The organism is Pseudooceanicola profundus (genome assembly GCF_054919315.1).
Genome location: NZ_CM142898.1, coordinates 881,804 through 896,744, shown reverse-complemented (window position 1 = coordinate 896,744; position 14,941 = coordinate 881,804). Strand labels below are relative to the sequence as shown.

Below are 14,941 nucleotides of genomic sequence, written 5' to 3'. Positions count from 1 at the left end.
AGGCCGGGGCCGCGCCTTGGGTCAGCCGCAACTCTGACCGCGATGGCAGCGGCGCAGCGTGCTCAGCTGCGCCGAGGTCGGTTCGGCGAAATGCCAGCCGCCACAGGGCGTCAGCTCCAGCCGGTAGCCTGCCTCGGTCTGTTCGAGGAACATCACCGCGTCGCCCTGCGGGACGTTGCCGGTGCACCATGGGCCGTGACAGGTGAAATCCATCTCCACCTCCGTGGCGAAGGGGATGTCGAAGCCGCCACTCGACAGGGCCTTTCCCTCGATACGGCCCGACGTGTGCCGCTCCAGCGGTGCCTCGCTCGGGCTGGTAACCGGCGGCATGCTGGCGGGATCGTAGCTGAGCCTGCCCTCGATCACGACATAGCGCTCCGCCGCCTCGGCCGCGCGGGTGTAGCTGGTGGCCGGATCGGGCGCCATACAGCTGAGCGCCGACGCGGGCCCGGCAAGGGTGGCCAGCAGGGCCGGCGCGGCGAGCAGGGACGTGAGCAGGGACGTGCCACGCATCACAGGTGCTCCGCGAATTCGGCGAGCACGGCGGCATAGACCTCGCGCTTGAAGGGGACGATGTTGTCCACCACCGCGTCGGGCGCCAGCCAGCACCATTCGCTGAACTCCGGATGGGCCGTCTCGATGTTCACATCCGCATCCGTCCCGAGGAACCGCAGGAGGAACCACTTCTGCTTCTGGCCCTTGTACTTGCCGCCCCAGATCCGGCCCGCGATCTCGACCGGCAGGTCATAGGTCAGCCAGTCGGCGGTCTCGGCGGCCACTTCGACCATCGAGGGCGGCACGCCGATTTCCTCCTCCAGTTCGCGCAGCGCGGCCTCGCGGGGGGATTCGCCCTTGTCGACCCCGCCCTGCGGCATCTGCCACGCGGGCACCTCGCTGTCCTTGCGCTGACCGACCCAGACCTGCCCCTCGGCGTTCATCAGCATGACGCCCACGTTGGGGCGATAGGGCAGGGCGGCGATCTCTTCCGCGGTGGGGACGTGTTTGGACGACATGGCGAACCTCCGGATTGCGCGGCGATCCTACGCCCCCGGCGGGCAGTGTCCAGCAAGCGCCCGCGCGGTGATCATTTTCGCGCCAATTCGGGGGAGGTTACGCAGGAATGCGACAGCCTCCGACGCGCCGAGATTGCCGCAGCGCGCAAACTGCGTCATCTCCACCTCATGCAAGACGGATTGAAGATCGTTCTGGTCGAAGAAGACGCCGACCGCGCACGGACCCTGATCGAGGGGCTGGCGGATGACGGCTGGGGCGATGTGACGGTGCTGGGGGACGCGCGGATGCTCGCCCGCCAGATGGACAAGCTGAACCCCGACGTGGTGCTGGTGAACCTCGCCGACCCGGGCCGCGACACGCTGGAGCAGCTCTGCATGGTCTCCGGCGCGAACGAGCGCCCGGTGGCCGTCTTCGTGGACCGCACCGATCCCGCCACCACCAAGGCCGCCATCGAGGCGGGCCTGTCTGCCTACGTGGTGGGCGGGCTGGAGGCCAAGCGCGTGCGTCCCATCGTGGATGCGGCGATTGCACGGTTCCACATGTTCAGCCAGATCCGGAGCGAGCTGGAAGCGGCCAAGACCGCGCTGTCCGAACGCAAGATGGTGGACCGTGCCAAGGGCCTGCTGATGAAGGCCAAGGGCATTTCAGAGGACGAGGCCTATGCGCTGCTGCGCAAGGCCGCGATGGATCAGGGCAAGCGGCTCGCCGCCGTGGCCGAGGCCATCGTCACCGCGGCGAACCTGCTGAAATGAGCCGCTATGCCGTCACCTGCGGTTTCGTGCCGCTGACCGACGCCGCCCCGCTGGTGGTGGCGAAGGAAATGGGGTTCGCGGCGGAAGAGAACATCGACCTGACCTTGCAGGCCTTCCCCTCGTGGTCGTCGATCCGGGACATGCTGGCCTTCGGCCATCTGGACGCGGCGCATCTGCTGGCGCCGATGCCGATCGCCATGTCGCTGGGCCTCGGCGCTCTGCCCGAGCGGATCGACGCGCTGCAGGTGCTGTCGATGAACGGCAATGTCATCGGCGTCTCTGGCGATCTGGCCGACAAGATGCGGGCCGAGGGCTGGACCGGCGGCTGTGCCTCGCCCGCCGACGTGGCCGCGGCCCTGCGCGCGGCGCGGGACGGGCGGCTGGTGATCGGCGTGCCCTTCCCCTTCTCCATGCACGCGGAACTGCTGCACTACTGGATGGAGGCCGAGGGCGCGACCGAGGGGCGGGACTACGAGATCCGCTCCGTTCCGCCGTCCCAGATGGGTGCGGCGCTGGCGGCCAAGCGGATCGACGCCTTCTGCGTGGGCGAACCCTGGGGCAGCCAGGCCGTGGATGCGGGCGTGGGCGAGATCATCCTGACCGGCACCGCGATCTGGCGCATGGCACCGGAAAAGGTGCTGGCCGCGCGCCACGACTGGGCCGAGGAAGACCCGGCGCGGGCCGCGGCCCTGATGCGCGCCGTGGCACGTGCGGGGCGCTGGCTGGACCAGCCCGGAAACCGGATGATCGCGGCAGAGCTGCTGAACCGGGCAGATTACCTGAACCTTCCCGTGCGTCTTCTGGACCGCGCCCTGACCGGGCGTCTGGTCTGTGACGGCAGTGGCGAGGAGGCCGAGATCGCGGGCTTTATGCGGTTCTTCGACGGCGCGGCCACCTTCCCGTGGCGCAGTCAGGCGAAATGGATCGCACGGCGGATCGCGGCCCGCTCCGGCGTGGCCCTGGCCGAGGCTGAGGCCGTCGCCCATGGCTGCTTCCGCACCGATCTCTACCGCATGGCGATGGCCGGCACCGGCATCGACCTGCCCGGCGCCTCGGAGAAGCTGGAGGGGGCGCTGAGCGCGCCCACCGCCGTCGCCTCGCAGCGGGGCGAGATGATTCTGGGCCCGGACCAGTTCTATGACGGCAAGGTTTTTGACCCTTCCGCCGGGTAATGCCCAAATTCTGACCAATCCTTCGTCGTGAATGCATGTATCGCCCTCTGGCGGACCGGAATTCGCCATTTTTGCGAAAAATGTCTCGCGTCAGGGGGCGGCGTCAGGCATTCAGGGATCAACAGCGGTCAGGCAACGGTGCCGGCCACGCTGTCCACCCCCAAAGCCGAGGGTAGATGAGCATTGTCGCTCATTGCCGTTTCCGCAGGATGCGGAACACGTCCGAGCGACAACAGAACGTCACGCCCCGAGCCCGAGATCAGATAGAACGCTGCCGGGGCATTTGCTTAAGGGAATACCTACCATGCGTAAGGCACTTCTTCTGGCACTGAGCACCACTGCCCTCTCCACCGGCGCCTTCGCCGAAATGCTGGATGTGGAAAAGGACGAGTTGAAGTTCGGCTTCATCAAGCTGACCGACATGGCGCCGCTGGCCGTCGCCTATGAAAACGGCTACTTCGAGGACGAAGGTCTCTTCGTCACGCTGGAGGCGCAGGCGAACTGGAAAGTCCTGCTCGACGGCGTCATCGGCGGCCAACTCGACGGCGCGCATATGCTGGCCGGTCAGCCCCTCGCGGCCACCATCGGCTACGGCACCGAGGCCCACATCGTCACCCCCTTCTCCATGGACCTGAACGGCAACGGCATCACCGTGTCGAACGAGATCTGGGGGCAGATGAAGGAATACGTGCCGGAAGAGAACGGCAAGCCCGTGCACCCGATCTCGGCCGAGGCGCTCGCGCCGGTCGTGAAGAAGTACCAGAACGAAGGCAAGCCCTTCAACATGGGCATGGTCTTCCCGGTCTCGACCCACAACTACGAACTGCGCTACTGGCTGGCCGCCGGTGGCCTGCAGCCGGGCTTCTACAGCCCGCAGGACGTGACCGGCCAGATCGGCGCCGACGTGCTGCTCTCCGTCACCCCGCCGCCGCAGATGCCCGCCACCATGGAGGCCGGCACCATTTACGGCTACTGCGTGGGTGAGCCTTGGAACCAGCAGGCCGTGTTCAAGGGCATCGGCGTTCCGGTGATCACCGACTACGAACTGTGGAAGAACAACCCCGAGAAGGTCTTCGGCATGTCGGCTTCCTTCGTGGAAGAGAACCCGAACACCGCCATCGCCGTGACCAAGGCGCTGATCCGTGCCGCCATCTGGCTGGACGAGAACGACAACGCCAACCGCATGGAAGCGGTCGAGCTGCTGTCGCGCCCGGAATACGTGGGTGCAGACTCGGAAGTGATCGCCAACTCCATGACCGGCACCTTCGAGTACGAGAAGGGCGACAAGCGCGAGGTCCCCGACTTCAACGTGTTCTTCCGCTACAACGCGACCTATCCCTTCTACTCCGACGCCGTCTGGTACCTGACCCAGATGCGCCGTTGGGGCCAGATCGCCGAAGCCAAGCCGGACAGCTGGTACGACGAGATCGCCAAGTCCGTCTACAAGCCGGAAATCTACCTCGAAGCCGCCCGTCACCTCGTTGACGAAGGTCTGGCGAACGAGGCCGACTTCCCCTGGGACAGCGATGGCTACAAGGAACCGACCCCCGCTGCTGACGTGATCGACGGCATTCCCTACGATGGGCGTCAACCGAACGCCTACCTGGAAAGCCTGCCGATCGGTCTGAAAGGCGACCAGACCGTCGTCGGCAACGAGGTCAAGGGCTGAGCCGCAAGGCAAAGCTCCTCCCCGTCAGGCAGCGCCTCTTCCGTTCACTCGCTGCCTGACGGATCCTTTTGCCGGACGCCCGGCATCAGCCCCAGAGGATTGTTCCAATGACCGCCATCGACCCCGAAAGCTTCAACGCCGGCGCCGACGAGGCCAAGGAAGCTCGCCGCGCCCGCCTGTTCACCCGCATCAACAAGGCCGACGCCTGGTTCAAGGTCCTTGGCCTCGCCTGGATGACGCCGATCCTGAAGGCCGCCGCCGGGGACAATCCCCGTGCCCAGGTCAAGGAAATCTGGCAACTGCTGGGCGTGCCTCTGGCCGCCATCGCGGCCTTCCTGATCCTCTGGGGCGCGCTTGCCCCCAAGGTTCAGACCTCGCTCGGCGCCATTCCCGGCCCGGCACAGGTGTGGGAGCAGGTCGAGAACCTGCACGCCGACTACCTGCGCGACAAGGCCAAGGAAGCGGAGTTCTACGAGCGCCAGGATGCCCGCAACGCCAAGCTCATCGCCGCCGGCAAGGAAGACAAGGTGAAGGAACGCGCCTACACCGGCTCGCCGACCTACTACAGCCAGATCTTCACCTCGATCAAAACCGTGTTCTTCGGCTTCCTGCTGGCGACCGTGGTGGCCGTGCCCATGGGCATCGCTGCCGGCCTGTCGAACACCGCGAACGCGGCGCTGAACCCGATCATCCAGATCTTCAAACCGGTCTCGCCGCTGGCCTGGCTGCCGATCGTGACAATGATCGTCTCTGCCACCGTCGCCAACAACGACGGCCTGTTCTCCAAGTCCTTCCTGATCTCGGCCATCACCGTGACGCTGTGTTCGCTCTGGCCGACGCTGATCAACACCGCGCTGGGCGTGGCCTCGATCGACAAGGACCTCGTGAACGTGTCGAAGGTGCTCAAGATGAACACCTGGACCAAGATCACCAAGCTGGTCCTGCCCTCCGCCCTGCCGCTGATCTTCACCGGTCTGCGTCTGTCGCTGGGTGTGGGCTGGATGGTGCTGATCGCGGCCGAGATGCTGGCGCAGAACCCCGGTCTGGGCAAGTTCGTCTGGGATGAATTCCAGAACGGCTCCTCCCAGTCGCTGGCCAAGATCATGGTCGCCGTCTTCACCATCGGCATCATCGGCTTCCTGCTGGACCGCGTGATGTTCACCCTGCAATCCCTCTTCACCTTCTCGAACAACCGGTGAGCGCCATGGGTATTCTGAATTTCCAGAACGTCTCCGTCGGCTTCGGCGAAGGGACCGAGCGCACCGAGGTGCTGCACAACATCACGCTCGACGTGAAGGAGGGCGAGTTCCTCGCCATCCTCGGCTTCTCCGGCACGGGCAAGTCGACCCTGATGAACCTCATGGCGGGGCTGGTGAAGCCCTGCCGCGGGCAGGTGACCTTCAAGGGCGCCGAGATCGACGGCCCGGGGCCTGAGCGGGGGTTGGTGTTCCAGTCCTACTCGCTGATGCCTTGGCTGACGGTGGGCGGCAACGTGGGCCTTGCCATCGACGCCGTCTACCCGAAGATCTCGAAGAAGGAGAAGGCCGAGAAGGTCGCGCATTACGTCAAGATGGTGGGCCTGTCCCATGCCATCGACCGGCGCCCGGCGGAACTGTCGGGGGGCATGCGCCAGCGGGTTGCCGTGGCACGGGCGCTCGCGCTCAACCCCGAGGTGCTGCTGATGGACGAGCCGCTCTCCGCGCTCGACGCTCTGACGCGCGCCAACCTCGCGGACGAGATCGAAGCGATCTGGGACGCCGACAAGAAGACCGTTGTGCTGATCACCAACGACGTCGACGAAGCCATCCAGCTGGCCGACCGGATCATTCCGCTGAACCCGGACGGCACCCTGGGTGAGCCCTTTGTCGTGGACATCCCGCGCCCCCGTGACCGGGCCGAGATGAACCATCACGACGGCTTCAAGACGCTGCGCGGCGCCGTCACGCAGTACCTGATGGACGTGGGCATCGCGGCCCGCGTGGACGGCAGCCGCGTGCTGCCGAACGTGACGCCGATCCACGCCAGCACGGTGCCGGCCGCAGTGGCCGAGGCCACCAAGGGCGGGCTTGAGGAGAAGTACCTGGAGTTCTCGCAGCTCCACAAGATCTATCCCACGCCCAAGGGTCCGCTGACCGTGGTCGAGGACTTCAACCTCAAGCTCAACAAGGGCGAATTCGTCTCGCTGATCGGCCATTCCGGCTGTGGCAAGTCGACCGTCCTGACCATGACCGCCGGGCTGAACGACATCTCGAAAGGGGTGATCAAGCTCGACGGGTACGAAGTGAAAGGCGCCGATCCTGAACGCGCCGTTGTTTTCCAGTCGCCCAGCCTGTTTCCGTGGCTCACCGCAAAGGAGAACGTCAGTGTCGGGGTCGATCGAGTCTATCCGAAAGCCTCTCAGGCGGAACGTCAGGATGTCGTTGAGTATTATCTTGAACGGGTCGGCCTCGCTGATTCTATGGACAAGCAGGCCTCCGAACTCTCGAACGGAATGAAGCAGCGCGTGGGCATTGCCCGGGCCTTCGCCCTCAGCCCCAAGCTTCTGCTTCTGGACGAACCCTTCGGCATGCTCGACAGCCTCACCCGGTGGGAACTGCAGGAGGTGCTGATGGAGGTCTGGAGCCGGACCAAGGTCACCGCCGTCTGCGTCACCCATGACGTGGACGAGGCGATCCTGCTGGCCGACCGCGTGGTGATGATGACCAACGGTCCGCGCGCCACGATCGGCAAGATCGTGGACGTGAACCTGCCGCGTCCGCGCACCCGCTCGGCCCTGCTGTCGCACCCCGACTACTACCACTACCGCGAGGAGGTCCTGACCTTCCTCGAGGAGTACGAGCACGGGCGCGATCCGCGCAAGGAGGCCGAGAAGGCCGCCGCCGCGAAATCGGCGCGCGCCGCCTGAGGAAAAGGCGAGAGAAGGGCAGGGGGCTGGACGGAACCCACGGGTCGCTGACACCCGGTCGGTCCTCCCCCGCCCCGCGCGACCGGGGCGCTTCGGTCGCGCGACAAGGTAACCCCGTGGGGGCAGCGCTGCTCTACACACTCATGGCCCGCGGACGGGACCCCGACGAAGGGGAGGCAGTCCAGAGGCTTTCTTGCCAGGCGGCACGCGGCCAGAGCGCCTCGTGATCCGCACGCGGAGTGAACCCATGGCAGAGAAATTGATCGTGATCGGGGCCGGCATGGCCTCTGGACGGGCGCTGGAGCACCTGTTCGAAACGGCGCCGGGCGCCTACGAGGTGACGCTCTTCAACGCGGAGCCGCGCGGCACCTACAACCGGCTGATGCTCTCCCCCGTGCTGGCGGGCGAGACGACCTACGAAGAGATCGTGACCCATGACGCGGCCTGGTACGAACGCCACGGCGTGACCTGCCGCTTCGGCGAGAAGGTCGCCCGGATCGACCGCGCCGCCAAGGTGGTGATCTCGGAAACCGGTGAGGCGCTGGCCTATGACCGGCTGCTGATCGCCACCGGATCGACCCCCTTCATCATCCCCCTGCCGGGGCATGACCTGAAGGGCGTGATCGCTTACCGCGATCTCGAAGACACCCACAGAATGATCGACCTTGGCGCCGGGGTGGGGCCCGAGCGTACGCCGAGGGCGGTCGTCATCGGCGGTGGCCTCCTGGGGCTGGAGGCCGCCGCCGGTATGGCGGCGCGCGGCATCGACGTGACCGTGGTCCACATCATGGGCCACCTGATGGAGCGTCAGCTGGACGAAGCTGTGGGTGCGCTGCTGAAGACGGCGCTGGAGCAGCGCGGCATCCGCGTGCTCTGCGGGGCGAACTCCAAGGAGATCGTGGGTGACAATGGCCATGTCGCCGGCCTGCGGCTGGACGACGGGCGCATCCTGCCCTGCGACCTGCTGGTGATGGCAGTGGGCATCCGGCCCAACGCGGCGCTCGCCAAGGCCGCCGGGCTGGAAGTGAACCGGGCCGTCATCGTGGATGATCACATGGTGACCTCGGACCCGGACATCCTCGCGCTTGGCGAATGCGTGGAGCATGACGGCCAGCTCTTCGGCCTCGTGGCACCGCTCTATGACCAGGCCAAGGTGGTGGCGGCGACGCTGACCGGTGCGGTGGCGCATTTCGTGCCGCAGGAGCTTTCGACCAAGCTGAAGGTCACCGGCTGCGATCTCTTCTCGGCGGGCGACTTTGCAGCGGGAGAGGGGCGCGAGGACATCGTCTTCCGCGACCCGGCGCGCGGCATCTACCGCCGCCTCGTGCTGGAGGGCGACCGGCTCATCGGCGCGGTCTTCTACGGCGACACGTCGGATGCGACGTGGTTCATGGCCCTGATCCGCGACAAGAAGCCCATAGGCGACAGGCGCGACATGCTCATATTCGGGCCCGATTTCTGCGGGGGGCACCCTCTGGACCCTATGGGGGCCGTTGCAGCCTCTCCGGCTAAGGACCGGACGCAGGGCCGCAACGGCATGACCCAGAAGATCGACATGGCCGGCAACCGCTACCGCTGGCTGGCTGACACGCTCGCAGGGAGGGCCTGACATGGCTCAGACAATCGGCGCCAAGACCATCTGCACCACCTGTCCCTATTGCGGCACCGGCTGCGGTGTCCTTGCCACGCCGGACGGGCGCGGCGGGCTGTCCGTCAAGGGCGACACCGCGCATCCGGCGAACCTCGGGCGGCTCTGCTCCAAGGGCTCGGCCCTGGGGGAGACCGTCTCGCTCGAAGGCCGCGCACTGGATCCGGTCTTCCGTGGCAGCCGCATCAAGTGGGATGATGCGCTCGACCTCGTGGCGGCGAAGTTCCTCGAAGCGGTGGATGAACACGGGCCCGACAGCGTGGCCTTCTACGTCTCGGGCCAGATCCTGACCGAGGATTACTACGTCGCCAACAAGCTGATGAAGGGCTACCTCGGCTCGGCCAATATCGACACCAACTCGCGGCTCTGCATGGCCTCGTCGGTGGCGGGCCACAAGCGCGCCTTCGGCACCGACACCGTGCCCGGCACCTACGAGGACCTCGAAGAGGCCGACCTCGTGGTGTTGGTGGGTTCGAACCTCGCGTGGTGCCACCCGGTGCTTTACCAGCGCCTCGTGTCGGCCAAGAAGATGAACCCGGCGCTGAAGGTCGTGAACATCGACCCGCGCCGCACGGCGACCTCCGACATCGCGGATCTGCACCTCTCGGTGCGGCCCGACGGGGACGTGGCGCTCTTCAACGGGCTTCTGGCGCAGATCGTGGACCGCGGGGCCGAGGATCGCGACTGGATCGACGCCCATGTCAGCGGGGCAGGGCAGGCCATCGCCACCGCACAGGCGGGCGATCCCGCCGAAAGCGGGCTGAGCGCCGAGGATCTTGCCCAGTTCTATGACCTCTGGATCGGGACCGAGAAGGTCGTGACCATGTATTCGCAGGGCGTGAACCAGTCCTCCTGCGGGGCGGACAAGGTGAATGCCATCCTGAATTGTCATCTGGCCACCGGCCGGATCGGACGGCCCGGCATGGGCCCGTTCAGCGTGACAGGCCAGCCGAACGCAATGGGAGGCCGCGAGGTCGGGGGCCTTGCGAACATGCTGGCCTGTCACCTTGATATCGAGAACGCTGCGCACCGCGATGCGGTGCAGGAGGCCTGGGGCAGCCCGCGCATCTGCGATCACGCAGGCCTCAAGGCGGTGGACCTGTTCCGCGCCTGCGGCGAGGGCAGGATCAAGGCGCTCTGGATCATGGGGACCAACCCCGCCGTTTCGCTGCCCGATGCCGAAGCGGTGAGCCAGGCCATCGCACGCGTGCCCTTCGTGGTCGTCTCGGACGTGCTGGCCGAAACCGACACGACGCGGCTGGCGGACCTTGTGCTGCCTGCGCTCGCCTGGGGCGAGAAATCGGGCACGGTGACCAACTCCGAGCGGATGATCTCGCGCCAGCGGGCGCTGCTGCCCGCGCCGGGGCAGGCGCGGGCCGACTGGCAGATCATCGCGCAGGTGGCAGACCGCATGGGTTGGGGCGATCACTTCGCCTATGGCAGCGCCGCCGATATCTTCCGTGAGTATGCCGCGCTCTCGGGTCTGGGGAAGCGCTTCGACCGCGACTTCGACATCTCGGGGCTGAAGGACATCACTGACGCCGCCTACGACGCCTTCCAGCCCATCCGCTGGCCGGTGGCGGAGCCCGGCGCCGAGGGCGGGCGCTTCTTCGCGGACGGGCAGTTCTACCACGCCGACAAGCGGGCCCGGATGCTGCCCGTGGCGGCCCCCGCGGTGCAGGACCTGCCGCGCGGCTTCCACCTGAACAGCGGCCGCATCCGCGACCAGTGGCACACGATGACGCGCACCGGGCGCTCGGCCCGGCTGTCGCAGCACCTGGGCGAACCCTTCGTGGAAATCCACCCCGAGGATGCCAAGGCGCAGGGCCTCGGCCCGGCGGACCTCGCGCGGCTGACCTCGGACACCGGCGAGGCGATCCTGCGGGTGCTGATCACGGATCGCGCGGCGCGCGGATCGGTCTTCGTGCCGATCCACTGGACGCTGGCCACCGGGGCCGCAGGCCGCGTCGGGCCGCTGGTGCAGGAGGTGACCGATCCGGTCTCGGGGCAGCCTGCCTCGAAACAGGGCCGCGTGGACGTCGCGCTCTTCTCAGCCTCCTGGTACGGCTTCGCGGCCTCCTCGGCGACCTGCCGCTCGGCCCGGCCGTACTGGAGCGTGGCCCGCACCGCGACCGGCTGGTCGGCGGAACTGGCGGGGCTGCGTGCGCCGCGCGACTGGGAGGCTGAGGCGCGCTACACGCTGGGCCTCGAGACCGGCACCGCCAGCCTGCTGGAGGACCCGCGCAAGGGCACTGTCCGGGTGGCGATCCACGACGAGGCGGGTGTGCTGCAGGGTCTCTTCTTCGCGGCGACACGGCCCGTCGAGGTCGCCCGCCGCCACGCGGTCGAGATGATCGGCACCAAGGTCGCCGCCGTGGAGGCCCTCGCCGGGCGTCCGGGCGCGGATCGTCCTGATCCGGGCGCGACGGTCTGTTCGTGCTATACTGTCGGCGTGAACACCCTGCGTGCCGCCGTTGCAGGCGGGGCGGACACCGTCGAGAAGCTGGGTCGGGCCACCTGTGCCGGAACCAATTGCGGCTCCTGCAAGCCTGAGCTACAGGCCCTGATCGACGCCATGTCCAATACCTCGAAGGTCGCTGCTGAATGACACTGCTCGCCCCCTACGTCCGGATCCTGGCCCGCGGCCCCGGCCGCTCGCGCAACCTGACCCGGGGCGAGGCGGAAACCGCGATGACTCTGATCCTGCAGGGCGATGTCTCGCGCGAGGCGGTGGGGGCGATGCTGATGCTGATGCGCTACCGCGGCGAGAACGCCGAGGAACTGGCGGGCTTCGTCTCGGCCATGCGGCGCGAATGCAGGGCCTATGCCGATCTGCCCGTGGCGGTGGACTGGCCGTCCTATGCGGCGGGGCGCACGCGCGGCCTGCCGTGGTTCCTGCTGGCAGCCAAGCTGGTGGCCAAGGCGACCGGGCCGGTGCTGCTGCACGGCTGGAACTCGCACCAGGGCAGCCATGCCTCGGTCCGCGAGGCGCTGCCGGCGCTCAACATTCCCGTGGCCGGCACGCCCGAGGCGCTGAAGGCCGCGCTGGAGACTTCCGGCATCGCCTACCTGCCGACGGAGACCGCCGCCCCGCGCAGCTTCGACCTGCTGCGCCTGCGCGAGGTGCTGGGCCTGCGCTCGCCGGTGAACACCGCGCTGCGGCTGCTGAACCCGGCCAATGCGCCGGTCTCGCTGCAGGGGGTCTTCCACCCGCCGTTCCTGACCCTTCAGGCCGAGGCCGCGCACCTGCTGGGCCAGCCGAACCAGACCGTCCTCAAGGGGGGCGGTGGCGAGTTCGAGCGCAACCCTGCCAAGCCCGTGCCGCTGCACGGGCTGCGCGACGGTACCCCCTGGGAGGGCACCGCGCCCGCGCTGCTGGATGAGACCCGTCGACTGAGCGAGACGACCGAGGACCCGGAGATGCTGATCGCCACGTGGAACGGGACCTATAGCGATCCCTTCGTCACCGGCATCATCACCGGCACCGCCGCGCTCGCGCTGCTGACCGCGGGCAAGACGCCCTGCCTCGAACAGGCGCAGGTCATGGCCGAGGTTCTCTGGGCCGACCGGGAGGTGCTGGCACCGGTGTGAGCGCCAGCCCTAACCGCCAATATGAGGGCTCGTCTGAACGATCATGCGAGCCCCGGTTCGAGCGCCAGTCCGGGCGGCCGTCTGGCTGACCGCCCGAGCCATCCACTGAGCCGTTGTCTGAGTCGGCAACTGGGCCGTCGCCCGGGCGCCGGCTAGAGTACGATCGCCTCCAGCCCCGCGAGGGGGATCAGCGGCCGGTCGGGGGCCTCGTCCGTTTTATCCAGCGCATCCGCCGCCACCAGCGGGCCGAAGTCGAGCCCGGTGAGCTGCGCGAGGTCACGCAGCCGCAGCTGGAACGTCCGGTAGCCCGCAAAGGCAAAGCCCTCCACCGCTTCGCTGCGGCCCCGGTCCTGCAGGTAGTCGCGCACCAGCTGCTCCTGGCTCAGCAGGTAGGCGGTGCAATGCAGCCGGATCACCTCGTCGCGGTCCTCGGCCAGCATGGCGACCACCTTCCAGAAGGCCAGAGGCAGCGGCACGCCAAGCTCGGGGATCAGTGCGTCCGCCTCTGACAGGACAGGGCCGGAGAGCACACAGGCGCGGAAGCCGAAGGTGCGGGTGCTTTCGAGGATGTAATCCTCCAGCCCCAGCCACATCTCGGGCTCCCGGTTCATGCCGGGCAGCTGCGGGGCCGCGTTGGTGTAGTGGAAACTGTCGAGGTTGGCGCGCATCGCCTCCTCGTCCGTTGCGCCCCAGTTGGTCGCGGCGCGGCGCACCAGGTGGCCCCGGTCGAAGCCGCTGCCGCCATAGTCGCTGGCCCCCAGCTGCACGCCGTAGGGAATGCGGGCATCCTTCCACCAGTAGGAATTCGACCGCTTGATCGCGCGGGTCTTCTCGCCGTCGATGTTCAGCGCGGCGAGGACGGGCATCCGTCTGGTGAGTGAGTGCAGCACCGAGAAATGCTGGTAGCGCAGCTCATGCGGGCGGTCATCGGTGGCGTCCTCGGGCCGGGCGAGGTTCAGCACGGGCGGCACGCCCGGGAGCGGCACCGGCGCCACGGCGAGGAACGCCGGGTCATAGCCGGTGCGCCCGGCAAAGAAGGCGGCGTCATGCCGCTGGCCGGCTTCCTCCTCCTCGGCCGGGGGGGCCTCGGGCAGGGCGGTGCCGGGAACCTGTCCACCCGCCATCTCGTCCAGCAGGGCGGTCAGCGTGGCGGCGGGCACGGCGCTGTTGCCCTCGCCGTACCGGCCCGCGAAATGCAGCCCCACCGCCGCCTTCTGCTCCAGCGAGATCAGCGGCGAGCCGGAGTTGCCCCCCAGCGTGGTGCAATCATGGCTGAGCACGGAGAGCCCCGGCGCGACCATCAGCTTGCCGGGCGAGAAGCGCTTCACGTCGTAGAGCCCCTGGAAGTATCGCTCCATGTAGGTGACGTTGTTGCGGTAGGGATCGGCCGCCGGGTAACCCACGGTGGCAACCCATTCCTCCGCCGCGCCCGGCGTGGCAGCCAGCGGGATCGGCTCCGGCGGTGCTGCACCGTCGCCTGCGGGCAGCGCGATGCGGGCTAGGGCCACGTCGGCGGCCATGTCCTCGGCGATGTAGGTGAACCGCTCGACGGGGCACAGCAGTGCGGGGTTCGCCGTCACGCCCTCCTCCTCGCCGAAGTCGATGAAGGCGCCGTAGCGCGCGTGGCTGAAGGGGTTGTAGAGAAACACGCCCGCCCCGGTCCAGCTGCGCCGGGCGACCAGCTTGGCCACGTGGCGGTTGGTCACGATCAGCAGGGCGTCCGGCCCGTCGGTGCCGATCACCCAGCCGGTGCCGCCCCAGCTCTGATCGTGGTTGGCAAACTCGATCCGCCCGACGGCGGCGATGCGCGGCTCCACCGCCGCGATCCTCAGGTCGATATCGGCGGGAAAGTCGCTGCCGGGCCCGGCCAGCGTGGTGGCGCCCACGACGGTGCCGTTCTGCACCATCAGCGGCGGGCGTCCGGTGATCTTCACGATCGCTTCCAGCGCTGTGGGGGGCATCAGCCCCGCGCTTTCCAGCTGATCCGGGGCCGTGTCGAGCGCGCTGCGGATGCGGTCGGGATCGAGGTTCAGTTCCTTCAGCAACGGCAGGTCGCGGTCGAGCGCGGCCGCGGCCTGATCGAAGGCCCCCTTGGCAGAGAGGCGGGCGAGGCGGGAAATGCTTTCCTGAAAGGCTGGGTCTGGCATCTGGGGTCCTCCGAAGGGTCCGGGCGGGGCCCGGGTATAAAAG

Annotated in this window: 10 protein-coding genes and 1 pseudogene; 8 read left to right on the top strand and 3 right to left on the bottom strand. The window is 67.8% G+C overall.

The annotated features are described in order from the left end of the window. Positions 1-21: 21 nt before the first annotated feature. Entirely contained in the window at positions 22-513 is a 492-nt protein-coding gene (locus ACX9MO_RS04125; RefSeq protein ID WP_462213625.1) for a hypothetical protein, read from the bottom strand. After that, a complete protein-coding gene (locus ACX9MO_RS04120; RefSeq protein WP_222491945.1) occupies positions 513-1,013 on the bottom strand; it encodes an RNA pyrophosphohydrolase in 501 nt (166 codons plus the stop codon). Before ACX9MO_RS04120 ends, ACX9MO_RS04125 begins: the two co-directional genes overlap by 1 nt. 168 nt (positions 1,014-1,181) lie before the next feature. Between ACX9MO_RS04120 and ACX9MO_RS04115 the strand changes: the two genes are divergently transcribed. From ACX9MO_RS04115 to ACX9MO_RS04080, 8 genes and pseudogenes are all read left to right on the top strand, one after another. Further along, a complete protein-coding gene (locus ACX9MO_RS04115; RefSeq protein WP_222491947.1) occupies positions 1,182-1,766 on the top strand; it encodes an ANTAR domain-containing response regulator in 585 nt (194 codons plus the stop codon). Further along, positions 1,763-2,938, top strand: coding sequence for a CmpA/NrtA family ABC transporter substrate-binding protein (locus tag ACX9MO_RS04110; RefSeq protein ID WP_222491949.1), 1,176 nt, complete (start codon positions 1,763-1,765; stop codon positions 2,936-2,938). Before ACX9MO_RS04115 ends, ACX9MO_RS04110 begins: the two co-directional genes overlap by 4 nt. Positions 2,939-3,242: 304 nt before the next feature. Beyond that, entirely contained in the window at positions 3,243-4,607 is a 1,365-nt protein-coding gene (locus ACX9MO_RS04105; protein ID WP_462213624.1) for a CmpA/NrtA family ABC transporter substrate-binding protein, read from the top strand. A gap of 107 nt (positions 4,608-4,714) precedes the next feature. Then, entirely contained in the window at positions 4,715-5,806 is a 1,092-nt protein-coding gene (locus tag ACX9MO_RS04100) for an ABC transporter permease (protein ID WP_462213623.1), read from the top strand. 5 nt (positions 5,807-5,811) lie between these two features. Further along, positions 5,812-7,512 (top strand): ABC transporter ATP-binding protein, encoded by a 1,701-nt coding sequence (locus tag ACX9MO_RS04095; RefSeq protein ID WP_462213622.1) that lies wholly within the window; start codon positions 5,812-5,814, stop codon positions 7,510-7,512. Positions 7,513-7,759: 247 nt separating this feature from the next. Further along, positions 7,760-9,052, top strand: a pseudogene (locus ACX9MO_RS04090) (NAD(P)/FAD-dependent oxidoreductase); the annotation flags it as partial. Between the two features lie 70 nt (positions 9,053-9,122). Continuing rightward, positions 9,123-11,768, top strand: a complete 2,646-nt coding sequence (locus ACX9MO_RS04085; RefSeq protein ID WP_462213621.1) for a nitrate reductase — start codon at positions 9,123-9,125, stop codon at positions 11,766-11,768. Continuing rightward, on the top strand, positions 11,765-12,751 hold the full coding sequence (locus tag ACX9MO_RS04080) for a glycosyl transferase family protein (RefSeq protein WP_462213620.1): 987 nt from the start codon (positions 11,765-11,767) through the stop codon (positions 12,749-12,751). The genes ACX9MO_RS04085 and ACX9MO_RS04080 overlap by 4 nt, the downstream gene beginning before the upstream one ends. Before the next feature lie 152 nt (positions 12,752-12,903). Here the strand turns inward: ACX9MO_RS04080 and ACX9MO_RS04075 are convergent, their stop codons facing one another. Beyond that, positions 12,904-14,898 (bottom strand): DNA/RNA non-specific endonuclease, encoded by a 1,995-nt coding sequence (locus ACX9MO_RS04075; RefSeq protein WP_462213619.1) that lies wholly within the window; start codon positions 14,896-14,898, stop codon positions 12,904-12,906. Between the last annotated feature and the right edge of the window lie 43 nt (positions 14,899-14,941).

Excerpts from the sequence above, each read along its gene's own strand:
- ACX9MO_RS04125 (WP_462213625.1), bottom strand. The coding sequence starts at position 513 with ATGCGTGGCACGTCCCTGCTCACGTCCCTGCTCGCCGCGCCGGCCCTG.
- ACX9MO_RS04120 (WP_222491945.1), bottom strand. The coding sequence starts at position 1,013 with ATGTCGTCCAAACACGTCCCCACCGCGGAAGAGATCGCCGCCCTGCCC.
- ACX9MO_RS04115 (WP_222491947.1), top strand. The coding sequence starts at position 1,182 with ATGCAAGACGGATTGAAGATCGTTCTGGTCGAAGAAGACGCCGACCGC.
- ACX9MO_RS04110 (WP_222491949.1), top strand. The coding sequence starts at position 1,763 with ATGAGCCGCTATGCCGTCACCTGCGGTTTCGTGCCGCTGACCGACGCC.
- ACX9MO_RS04105 (WP_462213624.1), top strand. The coding sequence starts at position 3,243 with ATGCGTAAGGCACTTCTTCTGGCACTGAGCACCACTGCCCTCTCCACC.
- ACX9MO_RS04100 (WP_462213623.1), top strand. The coding sequence starts at position 4,715 with ATGACCGCCATCGACCCCGAAAGCTTCAACGCCGGCGCCGACGAGGCC.
- ACX9MO_RS04095 (WP_462213622.1), top strand. The coding sequence starts at position 5,812 with ATGGGTATTCTGAATTTCCAGAACGTCTCCGTCGGCTTCGGCGAAGGG.
- ACX9MO_RS04085 (WP_462213621.1), top strand. The coding sequence starts at position 9,123 with ATGGCTCAGACAATCGGCGCCAAGACCATCTGCACCACCTGTCCCTAT.
- ACX9MO_RS04080 (WP_462213620.1), top strand. The coding sequence starts at position 11,765 with ATGACACTGCTCGCCCCCTACGTCCGGATCCTGGCCCGCGGCCCCGGC.
- ACX9MO_RS04075 (WP_462213619.1), bottom strand. The coding sequence starts at position 14,898 with ATGCCAGACCCAGCCTTTCAGGAAAGCATTTCCCGCCTCGCCCGCCTC.